Here is a 15193-nt window from a genome sequence, read left to right as displayed (position 1 = left end):
TCATTTCAGCGTCATTACGGGTCACCGCGATAAGTTCTGGTGACAGCAACAAGGTTTTCACGCTGCCTGTTAGTTGAAACTATGGCTGCTTATTACCGCCAGCCAACTGGCAAGGCAGTAATAACGAGGCCATCTCTTCGACTATTGATAATTCATGCGGCAGTTCAATCACACACTGCAACTCCCCATCCCAGCGTACATCCAGTTTCTCCCCCGGATTTATCCCGCTCAGGTAGGTATTCCCACCATCATTGACGATGCCAATCTCCCGTTTATCCTGATTCAATACGGTGGCCCCAAACGGAGGTATACTCCCGTCCGACAAACGGATCATGCTCATCGCTTTCTCACCGGATATCACCTGAAATTTACGGTAGCCAATCGCCCCTTCCGTCAGCGTCGCTTGTTGTACCGACCGTATTGCTTCCACATTGTCCGGTAGCTTATTCAAATCAATACTCGCACTGTTGCGGTAATAGTTGTTTACATCAGAGATCACCGCCTTACCGAACATATTGGTATGGGTAATCGCACCGAAGCCTTTCACCGGGACACCCCCGACACCATCGGTATCTACCATCAGACGCGTCGTACCCGGCGTATTGATGCGATGCAATGCCGCACCTTCTGACGTGACAGTCACCCCCCCCTGAACAGCAAGCGCCGCCGAGGTATAACGCCCATCCTGATAACTCGCACTTGTCGTCAGTTGGGCAAGATCACCATAATGGGTTAAATAGCCGTTAGCCGCTGCCTTACCGTCAATACTGGTACCCGCCGCTAAACGATAGCTGCTGTTTTCATTAATCCGGTCGTAATAACCTACCGTATTGGAATTACCTTTGCGGTTGACCATCGCGTTATAACTGATCGTTCCTGAATTCCCCCACGGCAGGGATAACGTCATATACATGCCATCGTCATTCTTACCTTCATATTTATTACGATAAGCCGATAGGTTCAGGTTAATATTCTTAATGGTTCCAATACCGAAATAGCGTGATACCGATATGTTGTAGCGATCATTGTTCGACTGGTTCCAGTAAGTCTGGTGGCTGTAGTTCAGATAAGTACTGATCCCTAAATCCGTGAACTGTTTATTCAACATAATGGTATAAAGTTCTTTATTACTCTCCGCATCCCCATCGTGATAACGGCGATCCAAATACTGGCTCATGCTCATGAAGTCACGTTCCGAGAAGCGATAACCCGCAAACGTCACCTGACTGTCATATTCCTCAAAACGCTTGGAATAACTGAGACGATAAGAGCCGCCGGTCAAAGTTTTACCCTCATCCGGTAAGCGGGCACGGGATTCAGTCACATCAAACGACAACGCACCGAAGGCCATCAGATCACGCCCTACCCCCAACGACAGCGCGTTATAATCTCCGGCCCCCAATAACCCACCATACAGTGACCAACCGTTGTTTATCCCCCAGGAAAATTCGCCCAACCCAAAGCCGTTCCCCTCACTATGGTGCTTCCAATTGGTCGGCTTACCCGCCGCCAGTTTGTACTGCACCCGGCCCGGACGGGTCAGATAAGGAATGCTCGCTGTATCGACCTGAAATTCCTGTATGCCACCATCCTGTTCTTCCACCCGGACATCCAGTTTGCCACTGACCGCATCATTGATGTCCTGAATACGGAATGGGCCAGGCGCAACCTGAGTCTCATATAACACCCGGCCCTGCTGACGAATGGTCACTCTGGCATTGGTTTTCGCCACGCCAGTCACCTCCGGCGCATAACCACGCAGGTTTGGCGGCAACATATTGTCATCCGTCACCAGACTCGCCCCGGTAAAACGAAAGCTGTCAAAAATACCTGAATTGAGATAATCCTCACCCAGTGTCAGTTTGGCCTGCCAATGCGGTATCGCCCGATACATATAGTAACGGCTCCAATCCCAATTTCTCTCTGTACTCCCTTCCCGTCCAGTGATGTGGTTATATTGTGACTGCCAATCTGCCCGCAGACGCCACGCCCCAAAGTTTATCCCGGTTGTGCCGTTGGCACTGATATTATGATTCTCATTTCCCTTAGCCGGCTTAGATACCTGAGCGTTGACGTTATAATCAAACATCATTCCCAAAATCCCTTCATCCCAACGTGATGGCGGATCCCAGTCTGATGAGCTGTATTCAAGATAAGCTTGCGGCACACTCAGATATAACGTATCGCTGCCCAAATCGCCGCGCACCATCATTCCTGGCAGCGTGTTAATTTCCAGACACTGATTATTGTTCCACCAAGTAATCTTTGATTCCCATTCCGCCCGCAGTCCTAGCTGCTTCACCATATCAGGCGGCAGACAGGCCACACTGCCCTTCGGATCATCCGGTGGCACCATAAAAGTCACCGGCATCTCAGACAGCTCGTTTTTATTCAGGCGTATCATCATCTGGTAATCCCCCGGCATAATATAACCAGCACGGGAAAACTCTTTTAAATCAATCCGCGAACGATCCTGAACATCCAATACATCGGTATTAAATTCAATTTCTTCTTCCGCATACGCAACATGAGTCCCAACCAAGGCAAGCAATCCCAAAACAGTAAAAGAATTCAGGACACGCCGAACCGGGACCACCCTGTCATGTTCGGCGGTCAAACCAAAAAACAAAACCATAACATTCTCTGATCGATGATTAGTGATAATCCAGCTTGAACCGGACAGTGGTTCGATACTGCCCCGCCTGCAATAACTGGTGATTACCCACCAATCGCATCGCGTAACTAAGAGTCATATGTCCTTCCTGTAAATCCCCCACAGGTAATGGCGTTCCCGGATAGGCCTGATTGCCGTATATGTCAGTAATTTGCAACGCGACACCTCGTGCCACACCATCCAATCGAAAATTATTCCCATCCGGCATGCCGTCAAACGTCATCTGAAAGCGATGCCAGTCAGACTTACCCAATGTGGCAGAGGTCAGTACGCAATTAATCAAGTGGATGGAAAAAGGGCTCATTGGTCCCTGTCCATCAAGGACCATCTGGCTTACTGGGGCCGTGGCTAACTCAATCGTCTGGTCACGACTACCTGCGTCAATCGCACAGGCCGAATCAATAATGGCACCTTGCATGCTAACGCGACCATGCCCTTGTGTTCCTCGTGGTACAGTCGCTTCAGCGCCGACAGCAATGCAGGAAAACATTAGCAGGCAGGGCACCACCACAACGGCAGAATATCGGCTCATGACTTCTCTCCGACCAAATTTATTCAAAATTTTTGATTAGGAAACACCTGCCTCCCTGTAGGCGTTTCCATGCATGAAAGAGTTATTGATAAGTCAGTTGGAAATTGGCAATGCCGGTGAAATCACCCGGAACAACTGCATCAGGCCCGGTATCACCCTGAAGATAAGCAGCGAAGTTCAGATCATTACTACCATCATGCAGTGCTACTGCGGGAGAAGGGGTACCTAGTTTAATCTTATTGCCACCCCCATCAGTGATCGCAATACCTGCGCCTTTAGCCGATCCTTCAATACCCAGCAGATCATCACCGCCAGTGATACTGGATTTAGCACCGGTAAACGTGGTTGTTACTGTATTTATCGTTTCAGTCGTGCAGTTCTCTAAAGAAATTTTGAACGACTTAGAAGAAGAACGACCGCCGTTTTTCAAAGACGCGTTAGAGATAGAACCCAATGGTACAATCTGATCAACCGTTTCCGGGGTGATTGAACAAGGCGCATCAATGATAGAACCCGTAAAAGTCACAGTCCCATGACCTTGGCTAGGATTAGCCGCATTTACAGAACCCGCGACCAAAGCCATGCCCAATCCCAGAGCCATAACCAATTTATTCAATTTCATGTAAATTAATTCCTTGAATTTAAGGATAAAATACCCATAACCATAAAAAAATAGCAGCGCAGGATTCCCGATCCATGCACCCGATATCCGGCACAAAATAGGGTTTCAAAATTTCGGATTAATATTTTTTAAAACCAAACAAAATGCACCAAACTGTTTTATTTGGTTAAAAATACTAATAAGACATAATAATTTAGAGTAAAAATTCAAAATTTCATATTATTTAAAATTAATAACCCAAGTAATTAATTAATATCTGACTGAATTCAGATGAATTGACTGATATTTTACAATGTAATTTAAATTACTTACTGAAAATAGTAAAAAATATCTAAGAAAATATATATATTATAAATAGTTAAATATTGGCAATCTGGAATTACACTAAATTTGACTTAAGAGGTAGTTTTGTAGGAACATATTTACAGTTTGGTGCATTCTGTTTAGTTTCTTTTTATTGTCTAATAGTTTCCAAATATATAATTACAAAGTTTACAAGCTGATATTTTCTATTAAAAAATGACGATTTATAACTATCTGAAAAAGGTATTTATAGATTTTGTCCAAAATAAATAGAATTACCAGCCAATAATTTTATAAAAGCTCTATTAATTGATATATTCCGGTAGATTAATATTATTTTCTACCAATAACTATCTGCTCAAATTTCACAGGAACTATTTTCATGAAGAAGCGTAAATTCTTAACAAGACATGAAATTAATGCGATTTTAGAAAAAGCACGTCAAGGTCGTCACGCTGAGAGAGATTACTGCATGATACTCATGTGCTTCATTCATGGGTTTAGAGTCAGTGAACTCTGTAATCTAATGCTATCCGATCTTGATCTTAACTCGGAAATTATTCATGTAAGGCGGCTAAAAGGAGGATTATCAACAACACATCCACTGGTTCCAGAAGAAATCAGCGCGTTAAATCAATGGCTTAACATAAGGAAGCAGTGGAGAGAATCAGATACATCGTGGGTCTTTTTATCGCAAAAATCAGGTGCGATTTCACGCCAGCAAGTTTACGGTTTATTAAAACGTTATGGCAAGCAAGCATTAGTTAATATTTCACCTCACCCACATATGTTAAGACATGCTTGCGGTTATGCTCTCGCTGATTTGGGAAAAGATACACGCCTTATTCAAGATTACCTCGGGCACAGAAATATATCTCATACCGTTATTTACACAGCAAGTAATGTAAAACGGTTCTCCAGAATATGGGAAACACCTTCAAAAGGGCTCGACTAATCTCCATTAACGCAAGAAAAGTTGGCTCAAGTCATAGTGTTAACAAAATGCGGATGATGGTAAGAGGACTTTTTCTCCCTGAATTTTATTCAAGGAGAAAACCCGCTCACCTCATTTAATTTTACACAACAGTTTAATAATCAATAAAATTATTATTTAAAATAATTAAAAATAGATTAATGACTATTTTTCACCGAGACGAATTGTGTATCGAGGAAATCTTCATTCAACTCATCATAATCTTTAACTTCATTTTCAAATGTAATAATCTTACCTTGCCCACTACATTGGCTATTAGATATCATATTGCAATCATCGGGGATCTTTTTTTCCTTTATTCCAATCCATTGAGAAAATAAAGTTAGAAAATGTAATCCACTTCTTTGCGCTGTTATTTTTTCACGATGAAAATAATCGTTTCCGGTAATAAAAAAAGGCACCTGAAAACTCTGTTTATTCTTGTCATTATGTGTCAGATTTTCCTGCTCGGTTCCTTCATCAACATGAGAAAGACCATGATCTGAAAAATACATCATAGTCCATTTTAAATGATTATCATTCGCCTCAGACACAATTTCAGAAAGAAGCTTGTCTGTATTAGCGATACTTTTTATATAACAGGAAATTTCTTTCGATTGTAAAAACAGATCATATTTTCCATTAGTTCTGACGCATGCCTGTGGATGAGACCCCATCAGATGAATAACAATCAGCTTTTTCTTCTTTTCTGACATTAACGCCTTTTTAATATAAGGCATCAATTTATCATCAGGTAAATAAAGCCTGTCATCAGAACTGCCGCTTTTCAGAAAATTAAAACTATCTGCCTGCTGCCCAATTAAAGCGACCGGAGAATCAAAAGCACTCTTCATACCTTGGTTAGATATCCAATAAGTATAAAACCCTGCTTTTTTCGCCAACGTTATGACACTGTTGTTTAAATTGATAGTATTGTCGTCTTTCAGAGCAAGTGAGTTCGTCAAAGACAGCTGGGTAGACGCCGATGATGAAATATAATTTGTAAATATCTTGCCATTGGCTTTGTCCAGCCACGGCGTATTATTATAAGGAAAACCATATGTATTCATAAAATCTTTTCTAACACTTTCACCAATTACCATTATATATGTTTCATATTTATCCTCTTCCACCACCGGCTGCCATGAATCCTTCTGTTTTATTATTTCAGCAAATTTAACCCTTTCAGAATTAACTTCATTATAGCTCTCCACCAGATCGCTAAAAAACCTGACTTCAGGTAAACCAGAAGCTAATATACTAAAATCAGGATTAAAATCAGACTTTATATATCCTCTCACCGGTGACCAAAAAGCTGACAATACAAAAAAAAGAGACAGAAATATGACACTATTTCGCTTAAAAGTTATTTTTAGCTTGAAAGAAAAAAACATTAAGACAATGATTGCCAACGCAACTAAATAGGTAAACAAAGGAAGCCCACTGATGAATTCAATAGCTTCATTTTTGTTGGTATAAATTAAAGATCCTACTGAATTAATATCAGGATAACCATAAGTCAACCCTACTGGAGAATAAACCACACCAGTTAATCCAATAGCAAGTATAAAGATACAATATATAGAGAAGCTAAAATTAGATAACAATATTAGAATCGAAAAAGCACTGAATACATATATAAACTTTAACTGATACCCAAGACTTAAATGGGCTAAGGTGAGAAAGCTAAATAAGCACACCAAAGTGAACGCTTCTCGGAATTTTTTACTTAATAACATAACTAACTCGTTTCCTTAATTTATAGAAGAGATACTCAAAAATTTATAATTTTTTCTTACCAATATGGATAATTTTGCAAAATTAAAATATCTATGGTTGATCAATCCCCAGCTTGAATGCAATCCGTTGTGCTAATATTTTGTTCAACACGATTATATTCCACATATCATCTATTCTTTATGCAACTTTAAACGACATCACTCAGATTTTTATACTAAATAGTAAAACGAATACCTAAAAAACACTTTATCATCTCGCTGTCGTTTAGTTCAGAACTTCTTTAGCCAGTTAGGATATAAGATTTTTAGTTATTGATCTGCAATATTTGATTAAAAATATGTAAATAAATTGCGTTTTCCTATTAATAACAAAAATTCTGGGATTTTCTGGTTGTGCTCATTATCTGTGAGCTATAATTATGCACATAAATTATGATCTGGAGTGTGTTATGAAAACAGCTGCAAATAGTAGAAAAAAGGGTCAAAATCAAAGATAAATAATGTACTTAATCCATAAGATCTAAAAGCCCTGGCGTTCACCATCACAAAATTGCCACTATGATAGCAAAAAATGGCAAAAATACCCTATTTTTGCTATCATAGTAGCAATATTTCCAATTCAATAGGTGCTGAAATGCTATCACTAAATACCCCATACGACACTCAGATTGCGTTTAAGACATATCTGAAGAAAGTTCGCAAAAACCGTAAGTTATCCATTGAGGCACTAGCGCAACATTCCGGTGTCCCTAACAGTACGATTCGAAAGTTTGAAGCAACAGGTAATATCTCTTTAAGACAATTCTTAATGCTTTATGATGCACTGTGCAATCTCAATGATATTCATCAGATAACCAAAATAAAACCCCATCCCCAAAGTATCGAAGAGGTTTTAAAACATGCTTAATATCCCTTTACTGGTAAAGCGCAGATTCAGTAATGGAAACGTGGAGAACGTCGGTAAATTAGCTGAAAACAGCAGCGGAGTTTACTTTCAATACGATGATAATTATTTATCAGCACATAAAAGCTCTATTGCTCCATTTAATCTTGAGTACGATGATTCATTGCAAAAAGCACCCTATCAACCTCACTACGGATTACATGGCGTTTTTGGTGATAGCTTGCCCGATGGATGGGGATTATATTTGATGAATCGCGTTTTCCGCCAAAATGGTTATATTCCCCAAAATATCACAGCATTGGAAAGACTGGCGTTTATCGGCAATCGTGGCCCTGGCGCTTTATCCTATGAGCCTGAAATACAAATTGAAAACAGAGACAAATATCAAGATATAGAACTCATTACATTAGGTACAGAAGCCGTTAAAGAATTTGAAGGAACGGAATCTCACCTAATAGCACACCTAATGAACGCAGGGAGTTCAGGTGGTGCAAGACCAAAACTTAATGTAACCAAACTGGCAAATGGGACTTTTACCACAAAACAAGATGCTATTGGCGAAAAACTGATTATCAAATTGACCTCAGAAAAATTTGCGCTAGGGCATCATGAAAGCCTTGTTGAATATATCTATATGAAAATAGCAGAACGCGTAAATATTGAAGTTTCCGATTTTGAGTTATTTGATGCCGGGAATGGGCAATATTGGTTACAGCAATCCCGTTTTGACTGTATAGGTGAACAAAGGCGTTTTCATATGATTTCTGCTTGCGGGTTACTGGATGCTCCTTTCAGAGAACCTTCGCTGGATTATATCGAATTGATCAAAGCGACCCGAATGTTATGTAACACTAATGAAGCCAAGAAATTTCTCTACAGAGCCATATTTAACTATCTGATGATAAACCAAGATGACCATGCAAAGAACTTCGCTTTCCTGGCCGACGATAATGATAACTGGCGTATTTCCCCTTTCTACGACATTATGTATAGTCCATCACGCTATAATGAACATATGACCGCTTTCAATGGCTATGGCTCGACAATAACAAAACAGACAATGGGATTAATGGCAGGTCAGGCCGGGTTAGCAGGCGCAAAAGCGATTATGAATATAGCCGCTGAAATTTATGACATAGCCAAAGATTTTCATACAGAAGCAGAACATGTTGGTATTCCAGCAATTTTAGCCAGAGAAATTCAACGAAATATTGACAACAGATGGAACACATTGAAAGAATAATCCTACAACTATAGGAGATTAGTAATGAACGAGAAATTCTATCAGTTAAAAATAACGCTTACAGACTCACAACCCGCTATCTGGCGACAATTTGTCGTTCCCGCCTCTATTTCACTCGACAGGCTGCATGATGTGATACAAATTGTTATGGGATGGCAAGATAGCCATCTACATGAATTTCGTATTGGCAAACTGCGACTAACAGAAATGCCAGAAAGCCCGTCTGATAGCAAGGAAGAATGTTTATATCGCTTGGTTGATCTGATTAAACAAAAAGGTCGAGCGTTTACCTATCTCTATGATTTTGGCGATAACTGGGAACATGAAATTGTTTTAGAAAACAGTCATTATCCTGAGAATGATCTTCCGCTGCCTTTTTACTGTCTGGATGGTGCCCGCGCATGTCCTCTTGAAGATACCGGTGGTATTTATGGCTATGAAAACCAAATAGAAATACTTAATGATCCTGACCATGAAGAATATGAAGAAACACTACAATGGATAAATGAATCGCTTGGTTTGCCTGAAAATGAACATTTCGACCCAGAGCAATTCTATCCGGACAATATTAATGCCTTTTTAGCGCTCTATTATCGCTGGTCACGAGACCGTCACTATCCCTTATGGAACTACGAAGCCTAATCATAGGATAAACCTATCATCACAGAGAAAAATTTCAGATGAATCACTACTACGGACACTGGTGCTTAATTTGAACTTATTTTTCTCACGGAATAGGTGATACATAATTCAGTATCGAGTGCAGTTTCAGTGGTGTTTTCAGATTACTGCCAGTCAAACTGCACCTGCACTTTACACAGCGTCATACCTTCCATAGCGATGTGAAAGAGATATATCGTCATTCCTCTTGTTTAGGCTGCCCAATCGCATCCCGACAACGATTAATGCACGTCCAGAACAGTAATAATATTGCTGCAATGAAAATATAATTGGAATGAACCAATGATTGCGGCCAAAGTGCGATACATATCCCATAAACACCCAGTAAGAAAGCCCGATCGCTTTTCCCTAGAGGTCCTTTATAACTGCGTATACCAGTCAAGGTCTGCGCAACAACACCACAAAACTCAGTAGATATGGCAAATATCACAGTAAAAATAACTAACCAAAGCGATGTATTCGCTAAAAGAGCAAAAGGTAAATATAACGCAAAATCAGACACGATATCACCTATTTCATTTAATACGGCACCCAATCGGGATTGCTGATTAAACTCTCTTGCCAACATGCCATCAATAGCATTAAGCGCCATACGGAAAAATAGAAAAAGAGGTAAGAGAAGAAAAAGATGTGGATAAGGAAAAAATGCCAGAATTCCACCTACAATCACCGAGGTTATCATTGCACACAGCGTCACCTGATTAGCAGTAACACCACGTTGATAAAGGCGTATCACCCAAGGTCTGAGTAAGTTTTGAAACTTTGGTTTTATATCATATAATGTCATAATTCACCTATTGTTAAAGTTTCTTAAATAATAGTGTATAAATCGCCGATAACTTTCATTGTTTTTACTATCATCATTAAAGATAAATCAGATTCATCAAAATACCATGAAAGAGACGTCATTAGATCAACAAAAGATTTTTATATCTCGCAGATTGTTTTTTACTTAATAGGTTATTATTATCATTTTCATACTTCATCAGATTTACGATAAAGGAATCCATATGAATTATGAATGACATGTTATCCGAATCAACGGAGATGAACCATAAATGATGTGATAATTCGATTGACTTCAAATACTGTTCCTCGCGTCCACGGGGATGAGAATTCATTGGCATCCGTTTTTGCTTCATCGATGACTTTTCTTACAAGCCGCCATTGCTTTCAGCGTAAATTGTGCTATGCACGGCAACCAATCTCAGGTTATCTGTATTTCTCTCCACGAAAATACATGAGATAACCTCAGAATCCTTATTACCGACAGGATGACTTTCGGCGTCTGCCGGCTATTTTATTTCAAGAGGGTGGATAATTTTTACTCCTGTTTCTACTGTCATCACCAAAGGGTAATATCCTTACTTACCCCCGGTATTTAATGAATAATGAGATATTAGTGAAACAATTAAATAGATAACGTTATTGGTTATCACAACAGGTTGGGGAAAGTATATTTTTTTGATTAAAAATCAATGTATTATTCTACCAAAATGATAATTTGACGGAATTTAAATGAATGAGAAACTGTTTTATCTATCGTGGATTATTTTTCTGATAAAATAGTATATTACTGTCCTTTTTATAGCTTATTAGATTGAAAATAATTGAATCCGTACTGAGTTTGTAACATTTCCTTACAAATTTATATTTTTGTAAATTTATAAAAAACGCTTGCTATCTGATGAAAATTTAATAACTATTACTTTAATTTCCATCATATGAACAATATGAAGGGAATTTCAACTTCTGTTCCCTTTATTCAAAGGGATTAATCGATTGGAATACATTGCTGTCTTCCTGTCGTTCAATTTGTTATTACTCACCGCATAGAGCTGGGTTTTCTGTCTGTGGTAATAGGATTTTTGCTACCTTTAATAGCAAGCAGAGGAAACAACACTGATGAGTCAATTAGATCCGCGTGAATGTCTTGATTGCAGGCGTTTGAAACACTGGGTGGAATTTCAGTTGGTGGATGAGCAGGGAAAACCGCTCATCAATGTGCCTTATGGCCTGATAAGCCGGGGACTACCGGATCATGTGCGCAAGGGGACGACGGATGGTTTCGGGGTGCTCAGGGAAGAAGACCTGTCAGCTTATCCAGTGACCTTGTATATCCACGCCCAATCGTTGGCCGATGAAATGGAACAGCGCCCGTTGCGGGAAATACGCGGTGAAGCGGCGTCGATGGTGAAGCCGAAAGCGGAAGCGGAAGGCCATTACTATCACTATGTGACTATCGGGCAGATCAGTGATGGGCTGCCGGTGATTGATGATTGGAATGATCCTAAAAAAATTCCACCTCCCTATCATTTTCCAGATCCGGAACCCAAAGGGTTTTATTCCCGCCATCTAAACTGTCGGCATGTTCTGGAAATATGCCCGTTCCGGGCTTGGGTATTACAGCTACATCATCAAAAAGAGTATTCCATTGTCAATGCACATAACCAGTGTTTAATGAGTGTGCTGGCTTATGCCGGTGGGGATGTTGATGTTGAAGGTTCTGTTAAACATTTTTTTAACCGGCAAATGGTGGATGTTTCAACCTTTCCCTATAAAGTGGAGGAATTGTCGGCAACGCCCATTGTTTACGATGTGCCGTTTAGTGAGCGTTATACCCGGGTGGAGTTTATTAACTCAAAAACAGAGGATAATAAACAGGGTAATACTCAGCTGTTTTATGCGGCCAGTCAGCATGATGTGATTGTCAGCTGGCGGGGCACAACCAATATGACGGATGCCATTACGGATGCGACGTACCAGCCTTTGGGGTTGGGCTGTGATGAGAAAACACTGTGCAGTGAGTTTATTCACAGTGGCAAAGTGCATGCAGGGTTCTGGGAGGCCTTTAATCTGGTTGGTAAGCTAAGCGTTCCCAGTGATAAGAATCAAGAAGTATTTCCTGATATTATCAGGCTGGTTACAAGCAAACGGTTATTTGTCTGTGGTCACAGCCTGGGCGGTGCACTGGCATTACTGCATTGCGCGCAACTGAAAGAATATGATCCGTGTTTTTACAGCTACGGAATGCCGCGAGTGTTAACCCTTAGTGCGGTACGGGAACTGGTAGATATCACCCATTACCGCCATGTGAATGAAGATGATCCTATCCCCTCTTTACCGCCGGAGAAAAATCTGGATAACTGGCTGTATGATTGCTGGGGGCCACTAGGCTATTTATTTAGCCCTGTTGAATTGCTCGATTTTACCAGCAGCGGTGAAATTTTCTTGCATCACGGAAAAATAGTACACTTTTGTAAAATTAATTTGGTTATTGAATGGTTGGAAGAACGTAACCCCAGTAATCATGTTCGGCTGAGGACCACCTTACCCACCAAAACAAAACTGTATTTAATTCCGTCACTCAACAGTGAAACAGAAAATAATCTGAAAGATGCTGGCGAGATTCAGAAAGGATTTTTTAAGCAGATAAATGATGCGGATAAGGCCAAATGGTTTCCGTCGAATGAGAATCCGACCGTAAAGGATGCGCTGGGTTTTCCTGATCATAGTTCTCTGAAATATGCTCGTTATATTGGTGCGAGACTTGCTGAACTGGTTGCACCGGACAAATACCATTTTTTCCGGGATCAGGAACAATTATTTGAAAAAACTCTGAATGAAAGAATCGATATTGTTCAAGGTATTCGGCAGCGCGATGCATTATTTTTACAAATGGATCATCAGTTGAAACAAGCACTGATTTGCACTCAACAAGATAAACAAGGGTCTTTGGCCTTAACACGCTATACGGATAATGCTGTAGGAATTGAGGATGATTTATCATGATAAATATCAAGAAAAGCTTATTGGTTTTGTTAATCACATTAATATCAGGTTGCGCTGACCCAAATGAGCCGCTTTCTCCTCCTAAAGAAAATCAATGGATTACAGTTGAAGGTGTAGCACCTAAATATACAAAGCCCTATGTATCAGCAGAGTATATTTCAAAAGATTGCCTTGAATATCAGCTGCACGCCGATATGTCGCCTTATAAGGTGCCAACTTATAATGGCCTTCGTCTGAAAGTAAAGGCCGATCCACAAACCGGTTATTTTCAGGCAAAATTACCTTTCAATGGTGGCGGTCGATGCAAATGGAAAATTGACCGGGCTTTCGTGACAGTAGGCTATACCGATGTACGTCACTTGGTTGAAGATGCTATCCAGAATCCAAGAGCAGAGGGAACAGGTTTAACTGCCTTTATCAACGACGCAGTTCAGACGAATATTAGCGAAATCGCGGCCTTAAATACCATTGATTTCAGCCCGGTTATTTATCCTGTTTTGGACCTAGTGGAGGGATTCCCGAAACGCATATTCTTACAAGGCAAAGTAAATATGTATCCTTTCCGGTTGAAATTAACGCCAGGAGCAGAATGGAAAATCATCTTTAAGCCTAAACTGGATGAGACCAAAATGCCGAAGGTGACGGTGACAAAGAAAGGTGAATGGGTTGAATATCCAAATGGCCGAATCGATCTCAATCGGCAATCAATAGATTACTGGAAAATAACGTCATCAAAGCTTCCAGAAAAATAAATGGGGAAATATAGCCTTAATACGCTATACGGATAACGGGGTAGGTATTGAGGAAGATTTACCATGAAAAATATCAATCAATTCTTATTAGTGTTGTTAATCACATTAATATCAGGTTGTGCTGACCCAAATGAGCCGCTTTCTCCCCCTAAAAAGAATCAGTGGATCACGGTAGAAGGCGTCGCTCCGAAATACACAAAACCGAATGTGTCTGCTGTGTATATATCAAAATATTGTCTAAAATATCAATGGCATGCAGATATATCTCTTTATAAGGTACCGACCTATCACGGATTACGTCTGAGTGTGAAGGCCGATCCGAAAACGGGTTACTTTCAGGCGAAATTACCTTTCAATGGCGGAGGCTGGTGTAAATGGAAAATTGACCGGGCCTTTGTATCGGTGGGTTATACCGATGTTAGTCATCTGATGAAAGATGTTGTTATATATGAGGGAGGTGGAGGAACGGGTCTAACCGCCTTTATCAACGATGCAATCCAAACAAATCTTAGCGAAACGGCAGCATCGAATACCATTCATTACAGTCCCATTATTTACCCTGTTTTGAAGATGGTTGAAAAACATCCGAACAGAATATTCTTACAGGGCGAAGTGAGAATGCGCCCTTTTCGATTAACGTTAGTTCCGGGAGCGGAATGGAAAATCACCTTTAAGCCTAAACTGGATGAAACCAAAATGCCTAAAATCACCGTGACTAAAGAAAAGGAGTGGGTTGAATATCCAAATGGGCACATTGAAACCAATACCCAAGAAATCGATTATCGGTATATAAAGTAATTTTATCGGGGAAACTGACCATGAAAAATATCAAGCAAGGCTTATTGGTTTTGTTAGCCACATTAATATCAGGTTGTTATCAATGATGCAGTCCAAACGAATACAAGAAGTCGATTATCAATACATAAAGTAACACCCGAAATAAGGAGTCCCTATGAACGATGGGTTGCACTTTCTCTG

At 40.3% G+C, this 15193-nt stretch carries 12 protein-coding genes; 7 read left to right on the top strand and 5 right to left on the bottom strand.

Annotation, left to right across the window (positions count from 1 at the left end):
• Positions 1-79: 79 nt before the first annotated feature.
• The 3 genes from PTE_RS19165 to PTE_RS19155 all read right to left on the bottom strand — a co-directional run bounded on the left by PTE_RS19165 (position 80) and on the right by PTE_RS19155 (position 3828).
• Positions 80-2635, bottom strand: coding sequence for an outer membrane usher protein (locus tag PTE_RS19165; protein WP_036849669.1), 2556 nt, complete (start codon positions 2633-2635; stop codon positions 80-82).
• A gap of 19 nt (positions 2636-2654) precedes the next feature.
• Positions 2655-3206 carry a fimbrial protein gene (locus tag PTE_RS19160; RefSeq protein ID WP_036849668.1) on the bottom strand — a complete coding sequence of 184 codons (552 nt, stop codon included), beginning with the start codon at positions 3204-3206 and terminating at the stop codon, positions 2655-2657.
• 82 nt (positions 3207-3288) lie between these two features.
• On the bottom strand, positions 3289-3828 hold the full coding sequence (locus PTE_RS19155) for a fimbrial protein (RefSeq protein WP_036849667.1): 540 nt from the start codon (positions 3826-3828) through the stop codon (positions 3289-3291).
• 685 nt (positions 3829-4513) lie between these two features.
• Here PTE_RS19155 and PTE_RS19150 point away from each other — a divergent pair.
• Complete coding sequence (locus tag PTE_RS19150) at positions 4514-5086, top strand: tyrosine-type DNA invertase (RefSeq protein WP_036849666.1); 573 nt, start codon at positions 4514-4516, stop codon at positions 5084-5086.
• A gap of 176 nt (positions 5087-5262) precedes the next feature.
• Here the strand turns inward: PTE_RS19150 and PTE_RS19145 are convergent, their stop codons facing one another.
• Complete coding sequence (locus PTE_RS19145) at positions 5263-6648, bottom strand: phosphoethanolamine transferase (RefSeq protein WP_157890163.1); 1386 nt, start codon at positions 6646-6648, stop codon at positions 5263-5265.
• An 829-nt stretch (positions 6649-7477) separates the two neighbouring features.
• On the opposite strand from PTE_RS19145, the gene PTE_RS19140 reads away from it, so the two are divergent.
• From PTE_RS19140 to PTE_RS19130, 3 genes are read left to right on the top strand one after another with little or no spacing between them, the layout of a single operon-like run.
• Positions 7478-7750 (top strand): helix-turn-helix domain-containing protein, encoded by a 273-nt coding sequence (locus tag PTE_RS19140; RefSeq protein ID WP_036849665.1) that lies wholly within the window; start codon positions 7478-7480, stop codon positions 7748-7750.
• Positions 7743-8990 (top strand): type II toxin-antitoxin system HipA family toxin, encoded by a 1248-nt coding sequence (locus PTE_RS19135; protein WP_036849664.1) that lies wholly within the window; start codon positions 7743-7745, stop codon positions 8988-8990. Before PTE_RS19140 ends, PTE_RS19135 begins: the two co-directional genes overlap by 8 nt.
• A 24-nt stretch (positions 8991-9014) precedes the next feature.
• On the top strand, positions 9015-9632 hold the full coding sequence (locus PTE_RS19130) for a plasmid pRiA4b ORF-3 family protein (protein WP_036849663.1): 618 nt from the start codon (positions 9015-9017) through the stop codon (positions 9630-9632).
• 217 nt (positions 9633-9849) lie between these two features.
• On the opposite strand, the gene PTE_RS19125 is transcribed toward PTE_RS19130, so the two are convergent.
• Positions 9850-10458, bottom strand: coding sequence for a CDP-alcohol phosphatidyltransferase family protein (locus tag PTE_RS19125; protein WP_036849662.1), 609 nt, complete (start codon positions 10456-10458; stop codon positions 9850-9852).
• A 1118-nt stretch (positions 10459-11576) separates the two neighbouring features.
• On the opposite strand from PTE_RS19125, the gene PTE_RS19115 reads away from it, so the two are divergent.
• From PTE_RS19115 to PTE_RS19105, 3 genes are all read left to right on the top strand, one after another.
• A complete protein-coding gene (locus PTE_RS19115) occupies positions 11577-13463 on the top strand; it encodes a lipase family protein (RefSeq protein ID WP_036849660.1) in 1887 nt (628 codons plus the stop codon).
• Entirely contained in the window at positions 13460-14215 is a 756-nt protein-coding gene (locus PTE_RS19110; RefSeq protein ID WP_036849659.1) for a hypothetical protein, read from the top strand. The genes PTE_RS19115 and PTE_RS19110 overlap by 4 nt, the downstream gene beginning before the upstream one ends.
• A gap of 63 nt (positions 14216-14278) precedes the next feature.
• Positions 14279-15013 (top strand): hypothetical protein, encoded by a 735-nt coding sequence (locus PTE_RS19105; protein WP_036849658.1) that lies wholly within the window; start codon positions 14279-14281, stop codon positions 15011-15013.
• The last annotated feature ends 180 nt before the right edge of the window (positions 15014-15193 follow it).

The organism is Photorhabdus khanii NC19 (genome assembly GCF_000517265.1).
GTDB lineage: Bacteria > Pseudomonadota > Gammaproteobacteria > Enterobacterales > Enterobacteriaceae > Photorhabdus > Photorhabdus khanii.
Note: the sequence above shows the minus strand (reverse complement) of the source record. Positions and strands in the feature narration are given on the sequence as shown.

Bases quoted from the DNA above. Each gene is read 5' to 3' on its own strand.
- PTE_RS19165 (WP_036849669.1), bottom strand. From the start codon at position 2,635: ATGGTTTTGTTTTTTGGTTTGACCGCCGAACATGACAGGGTGGTCCCG.
- PTE_RS19160 (WP_036849668.1), bottom strand. From the start codon at position 3,206: ATGAGCCGATATTCTGCCGTTGTGGTGGTGCCCTGCCTGCTAATGTTT.
- PTE_RS19155 (WP_036849667.1), bottom strand. From the start codon at position 3,828: ATGAAATTGAATAAATTGGTTATGGCTCTGGGATTGGGCATGGCTTTG.
- PTE_RS19150 (WP_036849666.1), top strand. From the start codon at position 4,514: ATGAAGAAGCGTAAATTCTTAACAAGACATGAAATTAATGCGATTTTA.
- PTE_RS19140 (WP_036849665.1), top strand. From the start codon at position 7,478: ATGCTATCACTAAATACCCCATACGACACTCAGATTGCGTTTAAGACA.
- PTE_RS19135 (WP_036849664.1), top strand. From the start codon at position 7,743: ATGCTTAATATCCCTTTACTGGTAAAGCGCAGATTCAGTAATGGAAAC.
- PTE_RS19130 (WP_036849663.1), top strand. From the start codon at position 9,015: ATGAACGAGAAATTCTATCAGTTAAAAATAACGCTTACAGACTCACAA.
- PTE_RS19125 (WP_036849662.1), bottom strand. From the start codon at position 10,458: ATGACATTATATGATATAAAACCAAAGTTTCAAAACTTACTCAGACCT.
- PTE_RS19115 (WP_036849660.1), top strand. From the start codon at position 11,577: ATGAGTCAATTAGATCCGCGTGAATGTCTTGATTGCAGGCGTTTGAAA.
- PTE_RS19110 (WP_036849659.1), top strand. From the start codon at position 13,460: ATGATAAATATCAAGAAAAGCTTATTGGTTTTGTTAATCACATTAATA.
- PTE_RS19105 (WP_036849658.1), top strand. From the start codon at position 14,279: ATGAAAAATATCAATCAATTCTTATTAGTGTTGTTAATCACATTAATA.